This window comes from Roseobacter sp. FCG-D35 (assembly GCF_033436665.1).
Classification (GTDB): domain Bacteria; phylum Pseudomonadota; class Alphaproteobacteria; order Rhodobacterales; family Rhodobacteraceae; genus JAWQFO01.
This window is the reverse complement of the sequence record NZ_JAWQFO010000001.1, coordinates 381,653-395,884: the sequence shown is the minus strand read 5'-3', so window position 1 is coordinate 395,884 and position 14,232 is coordinate 381,653. Positions and strand designations below refer to the sequence as shown.

The 14,232-nt window shown below is 65.9% G+C and carries 14 protein-coding genes; 6 read left to right on the top strand and 8 right to left on the bottom strand.

Going from position 1 to position 14,232, the window contains the following annotated elements; all coding sequences use genetic code 11:
• The 5 genes from R5H30_RS01700 to R5H30_RS01680 form a co-directional block, all read right to left on the bottom strand.
• Positions 1-672 (bottom strand): NAD(P)/FAD-dependent oxidoreductase (locus R5H30_RS01700; RefSeq protein WP_318326254.1); only part of this gene is annotated, 672 nt, incomplete at its 3' end.
• 5 nt (positions 673-677) lie between these two features.
• A complete protein-coding gene (locus R5H30_RS01695; RefSeq protein ID WP_318326253.1) occupies positions 678-1,538 on the bottom strand; it encodes an ABC transporter permease in 861 nt (286 codons plus the stop codon).
• Positions 1,538-2,404 carry an ABC transporter permease gene (locus tag R5H30_RS01690; protein WP_318326252.1) on the bottom strand — a complete coding sequence of 289 codons (867 nt, stop codon included), beginning with the start codon at positions 2,402-2,404 and terminating at the stop codon, positions 1,538-1,540. The genes R5H30_RS01695 and R5H30_RS01690 overlap by 1 nt, the downstream gene beginning before the upstream one ends.
• Positions 2,401-3,510, bottom strand: a complete 1,110-nt coding sequence (locus R5H30_RS01685) for an ABC transporter ATP-binding protein (RefSeq protein WP_318326251.1) — start codon at positions 3,508-3,510, stop codon at positions 2,401-2,403. The genes R5H30_RS01690 and R5H30_RS01685 overlap by 4 nt, the downstream gene beginning before the upstream one ends.
• A 79-nt stretch (positions 3,511-3,589) precedes the next feature.
• On the bottom strand, positions 3,590-4,663 hold the full coding sequence (locus tag R5H30_RS01680; RefSeq protein ID WP_318326250.1) for an extracellular solute-binding protein: 1,074 nt from the start codon (positions 4,661-4,663) through the stop codon (positions 3,590-3,592).
• Positions 4,664-4,978: 315 nt separating this feature from the next.
• Here R5H30_RS01680 and R5H30_RS01675 point away from each other — a divergent pair, with 315 nt between their 5' ends.
• Complete coding sequence (locus R5H30_RS01675; protein WP_318326249.1) at positions 4,979-6,052, top strand: AI-2E family transporter; 1,074 nt, start codon at positions 4,979-4,981, stop codon at positions 6,050-6,052.
• Positions 6,053-6,064: 12 nt separating this feature from the next.
• Here R5H30_RS01675 and R5H30_RS01670 read toward each other — a convergent pair whose 3' ends face one another.
• From R5H30_RS01670 to R5H30_RS01660, 3 genes are read right to left on the bottom strand one after another with little or no spacing between them, the layout of a single operon-like run.
• Positions 6,065-7,078, bottom strand: coding sequence for an ABC transporter substrate-binding protein (locus tag R5H30_RS01670; RefSeq protein WP_318326248.1), 1,014 nt, complete (start codon positions 7,076-7,078; stop codon positions 6,065-6,067).
• Complete coding sequence (locus R5H30_RS01665; protein ID WP_318326247.1) at positions 7,048-8,424, bottom strand: sensor histidine kinase; 1,377 nt, start codon at positions 8,422-8,424, stop codon at positions 7,048-7,050. The genes R5H30_RS01670 and R5H30_RS01665 overlap by 31 nt, the downstream gene beginning before the upstream one ends.
• Complete coding sequence (locus R5H30_RS01660) at positions 8,421-9,089, bottom strand: response regulator transcription factor (RefSeq protein ID WP_318326246.1); 669 nt, start codon at positions 9,087-9,089, stop codon at positions 8,421-8,423. The genes R5H30_RS01665 and R5H30_RS01660 overlap by 4 nt, the downstream gene beginning before the upstream one ends.
• Positions 9,090-9,203: 114 nt before the next feature.
• On the opposite strand from R5H30_RS01660, the gene R5H30_RS01655 reads away from it, so the two are divergent.
• From R5H30_RS01655 to R5H30_RS01635, 5 genes are all read left to right on the top strand, one after another.
• Entirely contained in the window at positions 9,204-10,181 is a 978-nt protein-coding gene (locus R5H30_RS01655) for a tripartite tricarboxylate transporter substrate binding protein (RefSeq protein ID WP_318326245.1), read from the top strand.
• A 75-nt stretch (positions 10,182-10,256) separates the two neighbouring features.
• A complete protein-coding gene (locus R5H30_RS01650; RefSeq protein ID WP_318326244.1) occupies positions 10,257-10,739 on the top strand; it encodes a tripartite tricarboxylate transporter TctB family protein in 483 nt (160 codons plus the stop codon).
• 12 nt (positions 10,740-10,751) lie between these two features.
• Positions 10,752-12,269 (top strand): tripartite tricarboxylate transporter permease, encoded by a 1,518-nt coding sequence (locus R5H30_RS01645; protein WP_318326243.1) that lies wholly within the window; start codon positions 10,752-10,754, stop codon positions 12,267-12,269.
• Positions 12,259-13,446 carry a CaiB/BaiF CoA transferase family protein gene (locus tag R5H30_RS01640; protein ID WP_318326242.1) on the top strand — a complete coding sequence of 396 codons (1,188 nt, stop codon included), beginning with the start codon at positions 12,259-12,261 and terminating at the stop codon, positions 13,444-13,446. Before R5H30_RS01645 ends, R5H30_RS01640 begins: the two co-directional genes overlap by 11 nt.
• The gene (locus R5H30_RS01635; RefSeq protein ID WP_318326241.1) at positions 13,443-14,210 is read left to right on the top strand and encodes a citryl-CoA lyase; all 768 of its coding nucleotides are present in this window, start codon (positions 13,443-13,445) and stop codon (positions 14,208-14,210) included. The genes R5H30_RS01640 and R5H30_RS01635 overlap by 4 nt, the downstream gene beginning before the upstream one ends.
• Positions 14,211-14,232 lie beyond the last annotated feature (22 nt).

Genomic DNA, 14,232 nt, shown 5'->3' with positions numbered 1-14,232 from the left:
GCCCGCCAGGGTGGGCTGGTGTGGGGGGGGGGGGGGGTGCGGCCCCCCCCCCACGCCCGCGGCACGGCAGAGCGCCAGCAGACCCGCGTGATACTTCGCCGGGTCGATGCTGGCGTGATGCGGGAAGACCGCGCCGCCGGGATAGGCCGTTGTGCCGATTTCCTCCGCGAGGTTCATATTGCTGACCATGTAGGCGTCGCTGCGAAACCCGGGGTTCGGGGCGGAGAGGCTCTGTTCGAGCCGCGCCAGCGCCTTCTGGTGGTGGGCGCCATGGAACCGTCCGACGGCGCGGAACTCGGCATCGATCCCTTCGGTCGCGATGAAATCGCGCGTGAAGTCGAGCGAGGCCTGCCCCTCGCGCAGGATGTCGGTGGCGAGCGTTTCGCCGTGGCGCTTTGCGAGTGCTGAGAAATCCGGCTTGACGCTGGTCGACATCTGACCGCCGTTGCGCGTGCTGCAGCCCCAGCCCGGGGTCTCGGCGTCGACCACCACCGTCGCCCGCCCGGCACGCGCCGTCACCAGTGCGGCGTGAAGCCCGGTATAGCCCGAGCCGACAATGACGATGTCGGCCTCCTTGGGCAGGCTGTCGCCCGCCCCGTCGTCGGGCGGGCAGCCGTCCCACCAGTATGGATGCGCGGCGTAATCCTCGGCGAAGTCCGGCCCGCGCCGCATCGCGGTCACTCTGGCCGTGCGGGGCGCTGGACGACGACCGAGATCAGCGCCAGCAGGCCGGAGCCGACCATCAGAAAGAAGGAGACCGCGTTCAGAACCGGGGTCGAGCCGACCTTGGCCATGCGATCGTACATGGTGATGGTCAGCGGGCTTTCCGAGCCGACCAGAAACAGCGTCGTGTTGAAGTTCTCGAACGAGACAAGAAAGGCGACGATCCCCGCGGCGATCATCGCAGGGCGCAGGAACGGCAGGGTGATCGTGCGCAACACGCGCGCCCGCGAAGCCCCGAGGTTGAGCGCCGCCTCTTCCAGCGAGACGTCGAACTTGCGCAGGCGCGCGGTGATGACCAGCGAGGTGATCGTGGCGATGAACGAGAATTGCCCCAGCACCACGAGGATGAGACCGGGCCGCAGCACCGACAGTTCGACCTCGAAGCTGTCCCAGATCCCGTTGGCGATATTGCTTGCGAAAACGAGGATCGAAATGCCCAGGATGACGCCGGGAATGACCAGCGGCACGATCATGACGATGTAGAGCGCGTTCTTGAACGGAAACTCGCGTCGCACGAAGAGAAAGGCGTTGGTGGTGCCCACGAAAACCGACAGGGCCGACACGATCAGCGCGATCACGAAGGAATAGTAGAGCCCGCTCAGCAGCCGCCGGTCGTGGAACATGCCCAGCTTCGGCTCGGTGTCGTTGAAGAACCAGTCGAGCGTGAAACCCTGCCAGGGCAACGCGGGAAAGAGCGAGTCGTTGAAGGCAAAGATCCCGGCGGCGGCGAGCGGGGCGGCAAGGAACACGAAGAACGCGAGGACGTAGAGCCGGTAGCCCCACATCAGCGTCGGATTTGTCGTCGCGCGCGCCATCAGGTCTTGGCCACCGTGTTGGCCAGCGACTGCCCGGACAGGCGCAACCCGATCCAGACCACCGTGGACGTGAACAGCAGAAGCAGCACGCCGAAGGCGGCCCCGCCCTCCCAGTTGAAGCGGCTGATGAACTGGTTGTAGATCTGCTCGGTGAACCAGCTCGAATTTTTGCCGCCCAGAAGGATCGGGGTGAGGTAGCTGCCGGCGGTCAGCATGAACACGACGATGCAGCCCGCGACGATGCCCGGCATGGCGTAGGGAATGATGATGCGCCGCAGCACGGTCAGGCTGTTGCCGCCGAGGTTGTAGCCTGCCTCGATCATGTCGTCGCCCATGCCGTCGAGCGTCGAGACCAGCGGCACGATCATGAAAAGGATGACCGTGTAAACCAGACCGACAATCACCGCGACATCGTTGTAGAGGAACTCGATGCCCTCCTGCGTGGTGCCGGACCAGATCAGAAAGCTCGAGATCACGCCACTTTCCCGCAGGAGCAGAATCCAGCCGAATGCGCGGATCAGGTCGCTGACCCAGAGCGGGATCAGGCACATCAGGAACAGCGCGCCGCGCGCACGCTTGCCCGCGATCTTGGCGATGTAATAGGCGATCGGAAACCCGATCACGAGTGCGAGGAACGTCACCAGCAGCGACATCGACCCGGTGCGCAAAAGCGTGTTCCAGTAGATCGGCTCGTTCACGAACTCAGCATAGTTGGCGAGACCGTATTCGTAGACCCGCGGCGCCACCTTCTCGCGCAGCGACAGGATCACGATGCCGATATGCGGCAGCGCGATCAGCAGCACGATCCAGAGCGCGAAGGGCGCGAAGAGAAGGATCAGCGACAGGCGTCTGGCGTCCCGCGTCATGCCGCGAACACCATGGTCTGCGCCGGTTGCCAGTCCAGCCGGACCCGGTCGCCCTCGCTCAGATCGCCGGTGCCGCCGGTCAGCACGACATCGGCCTCGATCAGATCGCCCTGCGGACCACGGACCAGAACCCGGCTGTTGGCGCCGTTGAAGAGCACGCTGTCGATGCTGCCCTCGTGGGAATTCGGCCCCGCATCGCCGGTTGACCCGGCCGGGCTCACGGTGATGAACTCGGGGCGCAGGAAGACCTCGACCGGCTCGCCCTCGGCCACCTTGGACTTCCCTTTCCGGGTGCCGACGATGCGCAGGCCGGCGTCGGTCTGAACCGCCACCTCGTTGCCGGTCACGGTTCCCGCGCGCCCTTTCCAGCGGTTCGAGTCGCCCACGAACCCCGCGACGAACGCGGTCTCGGGGCCGTGGTAAAGCTCTTGCGGGCGTCCGATCTGTTCGAACCGCCCCTGGTTCATCACCGCCACGTAATCGGACATGACCAACGCTTCGGACTGGTCGTGGGTGATGTAGACGAAGGTTGTATCGAACTGGTGCTGAAGCAGTTTCAGCTCGATCTTCATCGCCTCGCGCAGCTTGAGATCGAGCGCGCCAAGCGGTTCATCGAGCAGCAGAACGTCGGGGTTCAGCGCCATGCAGCGCGCGATCGCGATGCGCTGCTTCTGGCCGCCGGACAACTGGTGTATCTCGCGCCGGGCGAGGTCGGGCAGCGCCACGCGGTCAAGCACGTTGGCGACGCGCTCGGCGATTTCGGATTTCGAGGCGCCGGCGCAGCGCAGCCCGTAGGCGATGTTCTCGTAGACGTCCATCATCGGGAAAAGCGCGAGGTGCTGGAAAACCATTTTCACGTTGCGCTTGTTCGGCGGGACCGACAGCACCGAGCGGCCCTTGATCCGGATGTCTCCGGCAGTCGGGTCCTCGAATCCCGCGATCATCCGCATCAGCGTCGTCTTCCCGCAGCCCGAGGGGCCGAGGATGGAAAAGAAGGTACCAGCAGGAATGCGGAAGGACACGTCGTCGACGGCGAGCACGCTGCCGAAGGTTTTCGTGACGCCTTCGCATTCGAGATCGAAGGCCGAGGGGTCGGCGTCAGGCATATGGCGTCTGTTCGCTGTTCTGGGATCGTGAAAAAGGGGCGGCGCACCGATGGCGCCACCCCCCGAAAGTTCGTGGACGTCAGCCGCCCGTCGCGGCCTTGATCTTCTCGAGCGTCTTGCCTTCCATGTCCTCGACACCCGGCGGGATATTGGCGAAGAATTTCAGGTTCTCGATGTCCTCTTCCGAGAAGGCGGCATTCACGGCGGCCTTCTTGTCGTCGGGCAGCATGTCTGCTCCGTTCGGCACGGCGGCGATGGCGCCGGTGCTGGCGGACATGATCGCGATGTTCTCGGGCTCCATCACGAAGTTGATCCACTTGTAGGCGGCGTCGTCCGCCTGGCCCTTGGCCGGGATCGCGAAGGTGTCGATCCAGGTCAGCGCGCCGGTCTCGGGCGGGATGAAGACGATGTTCTGGTTTTCGTTGTAGAGCTTGTAGGCGGTCGAATCCCAGGTTTCCGAAGCCACGATCTCGCCCGAGAGCATCATCGCCGACAGGTCGTCGCCTCCTTGCCAGTAGGCCTTGATGTTCGCCTTGCACTCGATGAGCTTGTCGGCCACCCGGTCCAGAAGATCCTGGTAGCTGTCGAGGTCGGCGTAGGCTGCAAACGGATCCTCGCCCATCGCGAAGGCGGTGCCGAGCAGGATCGTGCGGCGCAGCCGCATCGAGGTCTTGCCCTGGTACTGCGCGTCGCAGAGATCGCCCCAACCGCTGACATCGGGGGCCTGCGAGACATCGGCCATCAGTCCCGATGTGCCCCACTGGTGCGGCACGGCGTAGACCTCGCCCTCGATTGTGGTGTTCTCGGTCACGGCGTCGAGGTGGACCTTCGACATCGCGTCGGTGTTGATCTGCGACATGTCGAGGGGCTTGTAGATGCCGTATTCGATCTGTGGCGCGTAGATGCGGTCGTGGCTCGGCTGGGCAAGGTCGAACCCGGCGCCGCCGGTCGCGCGCAGCTTGGCGATCATCTCCTCGTTGTTGGAGAAGGTGACCTCGACGTCGATGTCGGGGTATTTCTCTTCGAATTTCTGGATCAGTTCCTCGGGGGCGTAGGAGCCCCAGGTCAGAAGGCGCAGCGTTTCTGCGGAGGCCGTCGAGGCCACGAGCATGGCCGTAGCGGCCACACCCGCGAGTAAGTGACGCGAACTCATGTTGAAAAATCTCCCTGCGGTGTTTCCCATGGAGGCCTCAACCCGGGCCTCTGGACGGGATGCTAAGCGAGCACGGGCGATTTGTAACCGCCTAATGTGTCAGTTTTTGCAAAGGCTTGCGCGGATGTGCTGAAATCCGGCCATGTTGCCTGCTTCGATTGGCACCGACATCCACAAGGCAATTCCGATGTTCCAGGTCTCCGCGGGCCGGACCTTGCGCATCACGGGGCAAGCGTGTCTCGTGTCAGGTGCGCCAGGCCGCGATGTGGGCCACGATCCCTCGGGGACGCCACCGAAGATGCAGGAGACCAGGGTTTGAAGGACGCACCGCTTCTCAACGTCGTGCTGGTGCTGGCGCTGGCGATCATGATCGGCTGGCTGATGGCGATCGGCCGAAGTGTCATCCTGCCCATCGTCATGGCGTTGATCGCTGTCTACGTGCTGCATTCGGCCTCCGCGGCGATTAGCCGGCTGCCGGGGTTCAAGGTGCTCCCGCTGATGGTTCTGAGGGCTGCGGTGCTGGTCGCCTTCGCGGGCGTGCTTTTCGCGGCCGCGACGGTGATCAGTTCGACCGTGCGCGAGATCCTGCAGGTCGCACCGGCTTACGAGGCCAACCTCTTGGCGATGATCGACGGGCTCAGCGCGCGGCTGAACCTCGACGCGCAGGATGTCTGGGACCGGGTCGAAGCCGCGACCATCGGGCGGATCGACCTCGACGGGCTGGTGCTGGCGCTGCTCGGCGGGTTCTCGAGCGTCGGTGGCGTGGTCTTCCTCGTGGTCCTCTACGTCGCCTTCCTGATGGGCGAGCGGCGAAGCTTCGAGCGCCGCATACATGCCGCGATGCCGGGCGCGGCACGTGGCGAGTCGATGCTGACGCTGCTGCGCAAGATCAACGCGAACATCGGCGCCTATCTTGCTGTAAAGACGCTGATAAACCTGATCCTCGGCACGATTTCGTTTCTGATCATGTACGCGCTCGACGTCGATTTCGCGCTGTTCTGGGCGATCGTGATCGGGCTTCTGAACTATATTCCTTACGTAGGCTCCTACCTCGGCGTGGCCTTTCCGGTCATTCTGTCGCTGGGACAGTTCGGCGACTGGACCTATTCGCTGCTGATCCTCGCCGCGCTCTCGGCGGCGCAGTTCGTGGTGGGCAATGTCCTCGAGCCCAAGCTGATCGGGCGACAGATGAATCTCAGCCCGTTCGTCGTGCTGGTGGCCCTTGCGGTCTGGGGCACGCTCTGGGGCGTTCCGGGGGCCATCCTCGCCGTGCCGATGACCTCTGTCATCGCGATCGTGCTGTCGGAGTTCGAGGCGACCCGGCCCATCGTCACGCTACTGGCCAACCGTGTCGATGAAACGGGCACGCAGCCGGTTTCACGCAACTGACGGGGCAGTCCTTCAGCGTTGCAGCATCGCGTTCGTCCATTCCTGCCGGAACGCGGCCATCTTGAGCCGGTCGAGATAGACCAGCAGGCCCGGGCCCAGACGGATACGGCTGAGGGCGGCGCTGTCGCCGGTTTCGAGCCAGCGGTCGATGGCGAAGGCTCCGCCGGGCTCGAAGGCCTGCGCCAGCGTGTGATCGACAAAGGCGCCGGCGGCTTCGGGCTCGGGTGCGTTGCGCGGGATCAGCACCGAGCGCAGCATCACCGTGGTCAGGTCCGAGGGCAGGATGATGCTGATGCCCGACAGGTCGTCGCGCTGGAACGCGTAGCTGCCGAGCACGTTGTAGGCCACGGCAAGTTCGCCACGCGCCACGTCGTCGATCATCTGCGACGAGCAGCAGTAAAGCCGCGCATCAAGCCCGCCCATGACCTCGGTCAGGCGCCAATAGGTGTCCGAGACCCGTCCTTCCTGCGTGGCGAACAGATAGCCCAGGCCGGAATTTCGCACGTCGTAAGTGCCGACCCTGCCGCGGAACCGGTCGGGGTTGCGCCGAAGAGCCGCGATCAGGTCCTCGCGGCTGCGTGGTATCGGCAGGCCCTCGAAGGCTGCATTCGACAGTACGATCGCCGCGGGTTCCTGGGTGAAGGCGAAAACCAGGTCGTTCCACTTGGCCCAGTCCGGCAGGTCGCGCGTCACGCCGGAGACGTGCCGCCGCGCGAACCCGTCGTTGGCGAGCTTGGTCTGCAGGTCCATCGCGCTCGAGATCACCAGATCGAAGGGCTGCCGTTCGATCTCGATGGCGCGCATGGTCTCGGCGGAACTGGCCACGGTATAGTCGATCGCCACGCCGGGCGCGGTTTCGAGAAATCGAGCCGCCCTTCGGGCAAAGATCGCGGTGTCGGTCGTGGAGAGGATGCGCAGCGTGACCGGTGCATCCTCGGGGCCGAACCGGGCGTGGTCCTCGATCTCGAAAGCCGCGGCGAGACCGCCGAGCCAGATCAGGACAATCGAAAGAGCAAGCTTGCGCATGCGCCGCCTCCGGGAATGTTGGTGAGTTCCAGACGCCCGCCATGCGCCGCCACGACATCCTGCGCGATGGTCAGGCCAAGCCCCGAGCCGATGATGCCGGCGGCATTCTCGCCGCGCGCGAAGCGCTGCACCAGCGCAGTGCTGTCGGCGTCCGGAAAGCCGGGGCCGGAATCACGGACATCGAGCCGGATCTCGTCCGCCGCCGTGGTCAGTGCGACATCGACGCAGGTGCCTGCGGGGCTGTACTTGATGGCGTTGTCCAGAAGGTTGCGAATGGCATTCTGCAGCAGGATCGCGTCGCCGCGCACGGTTGCGGGCTGCGCCTCGGTGACGACAAGGCGGATGTCCTTGATTTCCGAGACCGGTTGCAGACGCTCGACCGTGTCGGTGACCAGCGCGCGCAGGTCGACGGCGTCACGCGCCAGCGTGTCGAGCCGGAACGAGACCATCGCGTGATCCAGCAATTGCCCGGCAGTGCGCGAGCTTTCGTCGATAGCGCGGATCATCTCGCGGATCGCGTCCTTGTTCTCGGGCTTGGTGACATTGCGTTGGATGATCTCGGCCTTGGTGCGTACCAGCGCCAGCGGCGTGCGGACCCGGTGCGCGGCCTCGGCAATGAAATCCTCGGAGCGGTCGAGCGAGGCGGAAAGCCGTGCCATGAACCCGTTGAGCGAGGCGACCAGCGGCGCCATCTCCTGCGGCACCGGCGAGGCGACGGGGCGCAGGTCGGTGGGTCCGCGCCGTGACACCGATTGCGTCAACCTGTCGAGCGGCTTGACCGTGGCGCGGGCGACCAACAGTGCCAGAAGCACGCTGAGCGCAAAGAACCCGGCACCGATACCAAGCGCGAGGCGTGAGGACCAGGCCAAGGTGGCCCGCTGTCCGGCAAGCGTCTGGGCGACGCTGACCTCGAGCACCTCGCGTCCGAGATCGGTCGAGACCGGACGGCCGACGGCCGCGATGCGGACCTCCTCGCCCAGGAAATCGGCCGAGAGGTGGGCGGTCTGGCGTCGACCCTCGAGCTCTGGGCGCGGCAGGTCGGGATAGCCCGTGAGCACCTCCTGCCCAAGCCTTACCGCGTAGAACACGCGCTCGTCCGCGACGCTGTCGAGCATCGAGAGCGCGGCATAGGGCAGGTCGACGGTGATCGCGCCGTCGATGCTGCGCGCGCTGTCGATGACGGACAGGGCGGAGGCGGCAAGCACGTTGTCCTGGCTTTGCTGGGCCACCTGCCGAGCCACGGATTGCACGACGAAGTAAAGCAGGACGGCCATTCCGGCCGAGGCGCAGAACAGCAGCACCAGCAGGCGTCGCCGGATCGAGCCCCTGACCACCGGTCCGGTCACATCTGCTCCAGCTTGTAGCCGAGCCCGCGCACGGTGGTGATCGCGACATCCGAGCCGCCGAGATGCTTGCGCAGCCGGGCGACATAGACCTCGATGGCGTTTTCCGAGACGTCCTCGTCGTAGGAGAAGAGACGGTCGACCAGCGCCGATTTCGAAAAGATCATGCCCGGCGCGTTGATGAGGATCTCGAACAGGCGTAGCTCGCGCGTGCGCAGCTGAATGTCCCGCCCGCCGACGCCGAGCGTTCCCGAGGCCGGGTCGAAGCGAATCGTTCCCAGCGTCCGGCTGCCGGTGCCCGGACCGCTGTCGCGGCGGCGCAGGACCGCGCGGCAGCGCGCCTCGAGTTCGGCGAAATCGATCGGTTTGACCATGTAGTCGTCGGCACCCTGGTCAAGCAGGCTGATCCGGTCCGAGACCTCTGAGCGCGCCGTCAGAACGATGATCGGCGCGCCGTTCTCGCGGCTGCGATGATGCGCGAGAAAGCTGCTGCCGTCGCCGTCGGGCAGCATAATATCCAGCAAGATCATGTCGTAAGCCGTCGTCGCCGAGAAATCGCGCGCGGTTTCGAGATCGGGGGCGTGGTCGACGACATGGCCGTCGAGGCTCAGCCGGTCGACGACCGCGGAGGCCAGCGGCGCATTGTCCTCGATCAGCAGAAAGCGCATCCGGCGACCAGCCTCCCGTCTTGGCCCGTGTCAGCTTGGTGTCAGGTTCCTCACCCAAACCCGCACGACCACATGACCGGCCGCGGCCGTGTCGTCAAACGGGAGGACCATCTTATGACATTCGCACTGGGCCGTCGCGCCCTTCTTGCCGCGGCTGCGGCCTTCACGCTCACCGGACCGGCCCTGGCCCAGGACCAGGTGCTCGACAGCGTGCATTTCCTCATCCCCGGCGGCGCCGGCGGCGGCTGGGACGGCACCGCGCGCGGCACCGGCGAGGCCCTGACCAAGTCCGGTCTGGCAGGCAACGCATCCTACGAGAACATGTCCGGCGGCGGCGGCGGCAAGGCCATCGGCTACATGATCGAGAATGCCGAAAGCCTGCACGACACGCTGATGGTGAACTCGACGCCGATCGTGATCCGCTCGCTGACGGGCGTGTTCCCGCACAGCTTCCGCGATCTCACGCTGGTTTCGGGCACAATCGGCGACTATGCCGCACTGGTGGTCAGCGCCGACAGCGAGATCGACACGATGGAGGACCTGCTGGCGGCCTTCGACGCCGATGCCAACGCGACCGCCATCGGCGGCGGCTCGGTTCCGGGCGGCATGGACCACCTCGTGGCCGCGATGGTGATGGAGGCGGCCGGCAAGGACGCGCTCAACGTCAAGTACATCCCCTACGATGCCGGCGGCAAGGCGATGGCCGCGCTGCTCTCGGGCGAGATCAAGGCGCTGTCCACCGGCTTCTCCGAGGCGGTCGCTCTGGCCGAGGCCGGCGAAGTCAAGATCATCGGCGTCACGTCGGATGATCGCGTTCCGGCCTATGAAGATGCGCCGACGATGAAGGAGCAAGGGATCGACACCACCTTCGTCAACTGGCGCGGTTTCTTTGGCGCGCCCGGACTGCCCGAGGACAAGCTTGCCGCCTACCAGGACGCCATCGCGAAGATGTACGAGACCGAGGCCTGGGAAGAGGTGCGTGCCCGCAACGGCTGGGTCAACATCCACAACTCGGGCGACGACTTCCGCGCCTTCCTCGAAGATCAGGAAAAGGCCATCGGCGACCTGATGAAGAAGCTCGGGTTCCTCTGACCCGGCACTGAGAAGAGCGTCGGCGGCCGAGCGTAAAGCTACGGCCGCCGATCCGGACCGAAGGGAGGGGATCCGATGGCACTCGATCGCTGGATAGCATTCGTCATTCTGTGCGTGGCGCTGGTCTATGCCTACACGGCATTCTTCACGATGGACCAGGCGCTGCCGCCGTTCATGCAGCGCAACCCGATCTGGCCGAGCACCTTCCCCAAGGTTCTTTCCGTCCTCGCGATCCTCGCCGCATTGGTGATCCTGCTGGGGATCGAGAAGCCGGTCGTCTCCGACAAGGCACCCGACATCGACATACGGCGTCTTCATGAATACCACCTCTGGCCGGCGCTGGCGCTGCTGGGGCTCATGGTGGCCTACGCGTTGCTGCTGCGGCCCGCGGGATTTCTTTTGTCGACGGTGGGCTTTCTGACCGTCGGTGCCGTAATCCTCGGCGAGCGCAAGTTCCATATCCTGATCCCCGTCGCTTGCCTCGCGACCGGCGTGGTCTGGTATCTCGTCGAGCAGGTGCTGGGCATCTTCCTGCGCCCGCTGCCGATCTTTTTCTGAGGAGACCCGGACATGATCGAAGGACTTCTCATCGGACTCGGAGCGGCATTCTCGCTCCAGAACCTCATCATGGTGATCGCGGGCTGCCTGATCGGCACGTTCATCGGCATGCTGCCCGGTCTCGGGCCGATGTCGATCATCGCCATCATGATCCCGGTGGCCATCACCATCGGCGATCCGTCCGCGGCGCTGATCCTGCTGGCGGGTGTCTACTACGGCGCGATCTTCGGCGGTTCGACCTCGTCGATCCTGCTCAATGCTCCGGGCGTGGCAGGCACCGTCGCCACCAGCTTTGATGGCTACCCGCTGGCGCGCAAGGGGCAGGCCGGCAAGGCGCTGACCGTCGCGGCCATCGCTTCGTTCTGCGGCGGCACGATCGGGGCGGTTCTCCTGATGGTCTTCGCGCCGATGCTGTCGACGGTGGCACTGCTCTTTCATTCGGCCGAATACTTCGCGCTGATGGTCGTCGGGCTGTCGGCCATCGCCGCCTTCGCCGGAACCGGCAACGTCGCCAAGGCCGTGTTGATGACCCTGCTCGGGCTGATCATGGCGACGGTGGGCGAGGGCGCTCTGTTCAACCTGCCGCGTTTCACCATGGGCCTGATGGATCTGCAGTCGGGCTTTTCCTTCATCACCCTGGCGATGGCGATGTTCGCGCTACCCGAGGCGATCTTTCTCGTGCTGAACCCCGCGCGCTCGGCGCAGGGGGACGGCGGCGGCAAGATCGAGAACCTGCGCATCACCCGCGAGGAGGGGCGCAAGATCGCCCCGGTGATCGGGCGGCAGTCGGTGCAGGGCTTCTTCATCGGCGTCCTGCCGGGGGCAGGGGCCACCATCGCGTCTTTCCTCGGCTATGCAGTCGAACGCAACATCGCCAGCAAGGAGGAACAGAAGGAATTCGGCCACGGCTCGATCAAGGGCCTGGCCGCGCCCGAAAGCGCCAACAATGCCGCCTGCACCGGGTCCTTCGTGCCGCTACTGACGCTGGGCATTCCGGGATCGGGCACCACGGCGATTCTGCTTGGCGCGCTGATCGCGCTCAACGTCACCCCGGGTCCGCGCCTGATGGTGGACGAGCCGCAGATCTTCTGGGCCGTCATCATCTCGATGTACATAGGCAACCTGGTGTTGCTGATCCTGAACCTGCCGCTCATTCCCTACATCGCCAAGGTGCTCGCGATCCCGCGCAACTACTTGATCCCGTTCATCCTCTTCTTCACGCTGATGGGCAGCTACATCGGGCAGAACAACGCGACCGAGCTTCTGATCCTCGTGGGGCTCGGCGTCTTCGCGACGATCCTTCGGTTCGCGGACTACCCGCTGGCGCCGCTGCTGATCGGCTTCATTCTCGGCCGCATGCTCGAGGATAACTTCGCCCGCTCGATGCAGCTTTACGACGGTGTCGGCTTCATCCTCGAACGCCCGATGACGCTGGGCCTGCTGGTGATCGCGGTGCTGCTGGTCATCGTGCCCAGCTACCGCGCGCGCCGGGCGCGGGCGCGCCAGGAAGGGATCGCCGATGGCGACTGAGCCGCTGGCCGGAGTGCGCGTTCTCGACCTGACGAACGTGCTCGCCGGCCCCTACTGCTGCTACCAGCTGGCGTTGATGGGCGCCGAGGTCATCAAGGTCGAGCGCCCGGGGGGCGGAGATCTCGCGCGGGTGCTCGGGGCCGACCCCGAGCGCAACGCGAAGGGCATGGGGATCAGCTTTCTGGCCCAGAACGCCGGCAAGAAGTCGGTCACGCTGGACATGAAAGCCGAGGCCGGCAAGGCGCTTTTGAAACGTCTCGTGCGCACGGCGGATGTGCTGGTCGAGAACTTCCGCCCCGGCGTCATGGACCGGCTGGGGCTGGGCTACGAGGTGCTAAAGACCGAGAACCCGCGCCTGATCTATTGCGCGATCAGCGGCTTCGGGCAGGACGGGCCGCGGCGCGACGATCCGGCCTACGATCAGATCGTGCAGGGTGTCGCGGGGGTCATGTCCGTCACCGGCGCGTCGGATACGGCGCCCTATCGCGTAGGCTACCCGCTGGCCGACACGACAGGCGGCATGACGGCGGCCTTCGCCGTGGCTGCGGCCCTCAACGCAACGCCGCGCGGGGCGTTTCTCGACGTGTCGATGACCGAAGCGGTGCTGTCGGCGATGGGCTGGGTGGTCTCGAACCACCTGATCGGCGGCGTGGAACCCGCCGCGCATGGCAACGAGAACACCACCTCGGCCCCCTCGGGAACCTTCCGGACCGCCGACCAACCGATCAACATCGCGGCGAACCGTGACGAACAATGGCAGGCGCTCGCCCGGCACCTCGGGCGTCCGGATCTGCTTGACCATCCCGACTATCGCACGCGAGAGGATCGCAAGCGCCACCGGCACGCCCTGCGCGAAGACCTCGAGACGGTCCTCGAAACCCGGCCGGCGGCGGACTGGACGGCAGCGCTCAACGCCCTCGGGGTTCCCAGCGGACCGGTCCAGAGCGTGCCGCAGGCGCTGGAGGATCCTCAGGTGGCAGGCCGCGGGTTCATCGGAACGGTGGCCTCTCAGGGCGAAGATCTCGCACTCGCGGGCAGCCCGGTCATGGTGGACGGCCGCAGGCCGCAGCCTGCCGCGCCGCCGCCCGCGCTGGGGGCGGACAGTGACGCCGTCTGGGTCGATCTCGGGGTGACCCCGGACGAACTTGCAAAGCTGCGGGCGGAGGGTGTGACATGAGCGATGTCTCGGACTGGTGGCGGACCGCGATCATCGACATGGAGCCGGGACGGATCGCGCTGCGCGGACATCCCATCGAGGACCTTATCGGCAACGTGAGCTTTGCCGAGATGATCTGGCTGATGGTGCGCGGCGACCGGCCCGACGACGCACAGGCGCGGCTTTTCGAGGCGGCGCTGGTGGCAGCGGTCGACCACGGCCCGCAGGCGCCCTCGATCGCGGCGGCACGCATGGCGGTCACCTGCGGCTTGCCGCTCAACAACGCGATGGCCAGCGCCGTCAACATGCTGGGCGACGTGCATGGGGGCGCCGGCGAGCAGGCGGTCGAGTTGTACCACCACGTCGAAAATGCGGGCGGCGAAATCGCCGCGGCTCTGGACAGCTGGATCGCGCAGCGCGGCAAGATCGTCCCCGGGTTCGGCCACAGGTTCCACACCCCGGTCGATCCACGCGCGCCGCGTCTGATGGCGCTGGTCGCCGAAGCCCGCGATGCCGGGGCGTGCGAGGGGCGATACTCCGAAATCGGGACCGGGATCGAGGCCGAGCTTGCGCGCCGCAAGGGGCGTCCGATCCCGATGAATATCGACGGCGCGACGGCAGTGATCTATGCCGAGCTCGGCTTCGCGCCGCCGCTGGCGCGCGGACTCTTCTGCCTGTCACGCTCGGTCGGCATTCTGGCGCATGCCTGGGAGCAGACCCAACAGGGCGGACGCAACAAGGGGCCGACCCCGCCCAAGTACCGCTGGACCTACGATCCGGACTAGGCGGCGCATCGTCCGCCCCCGC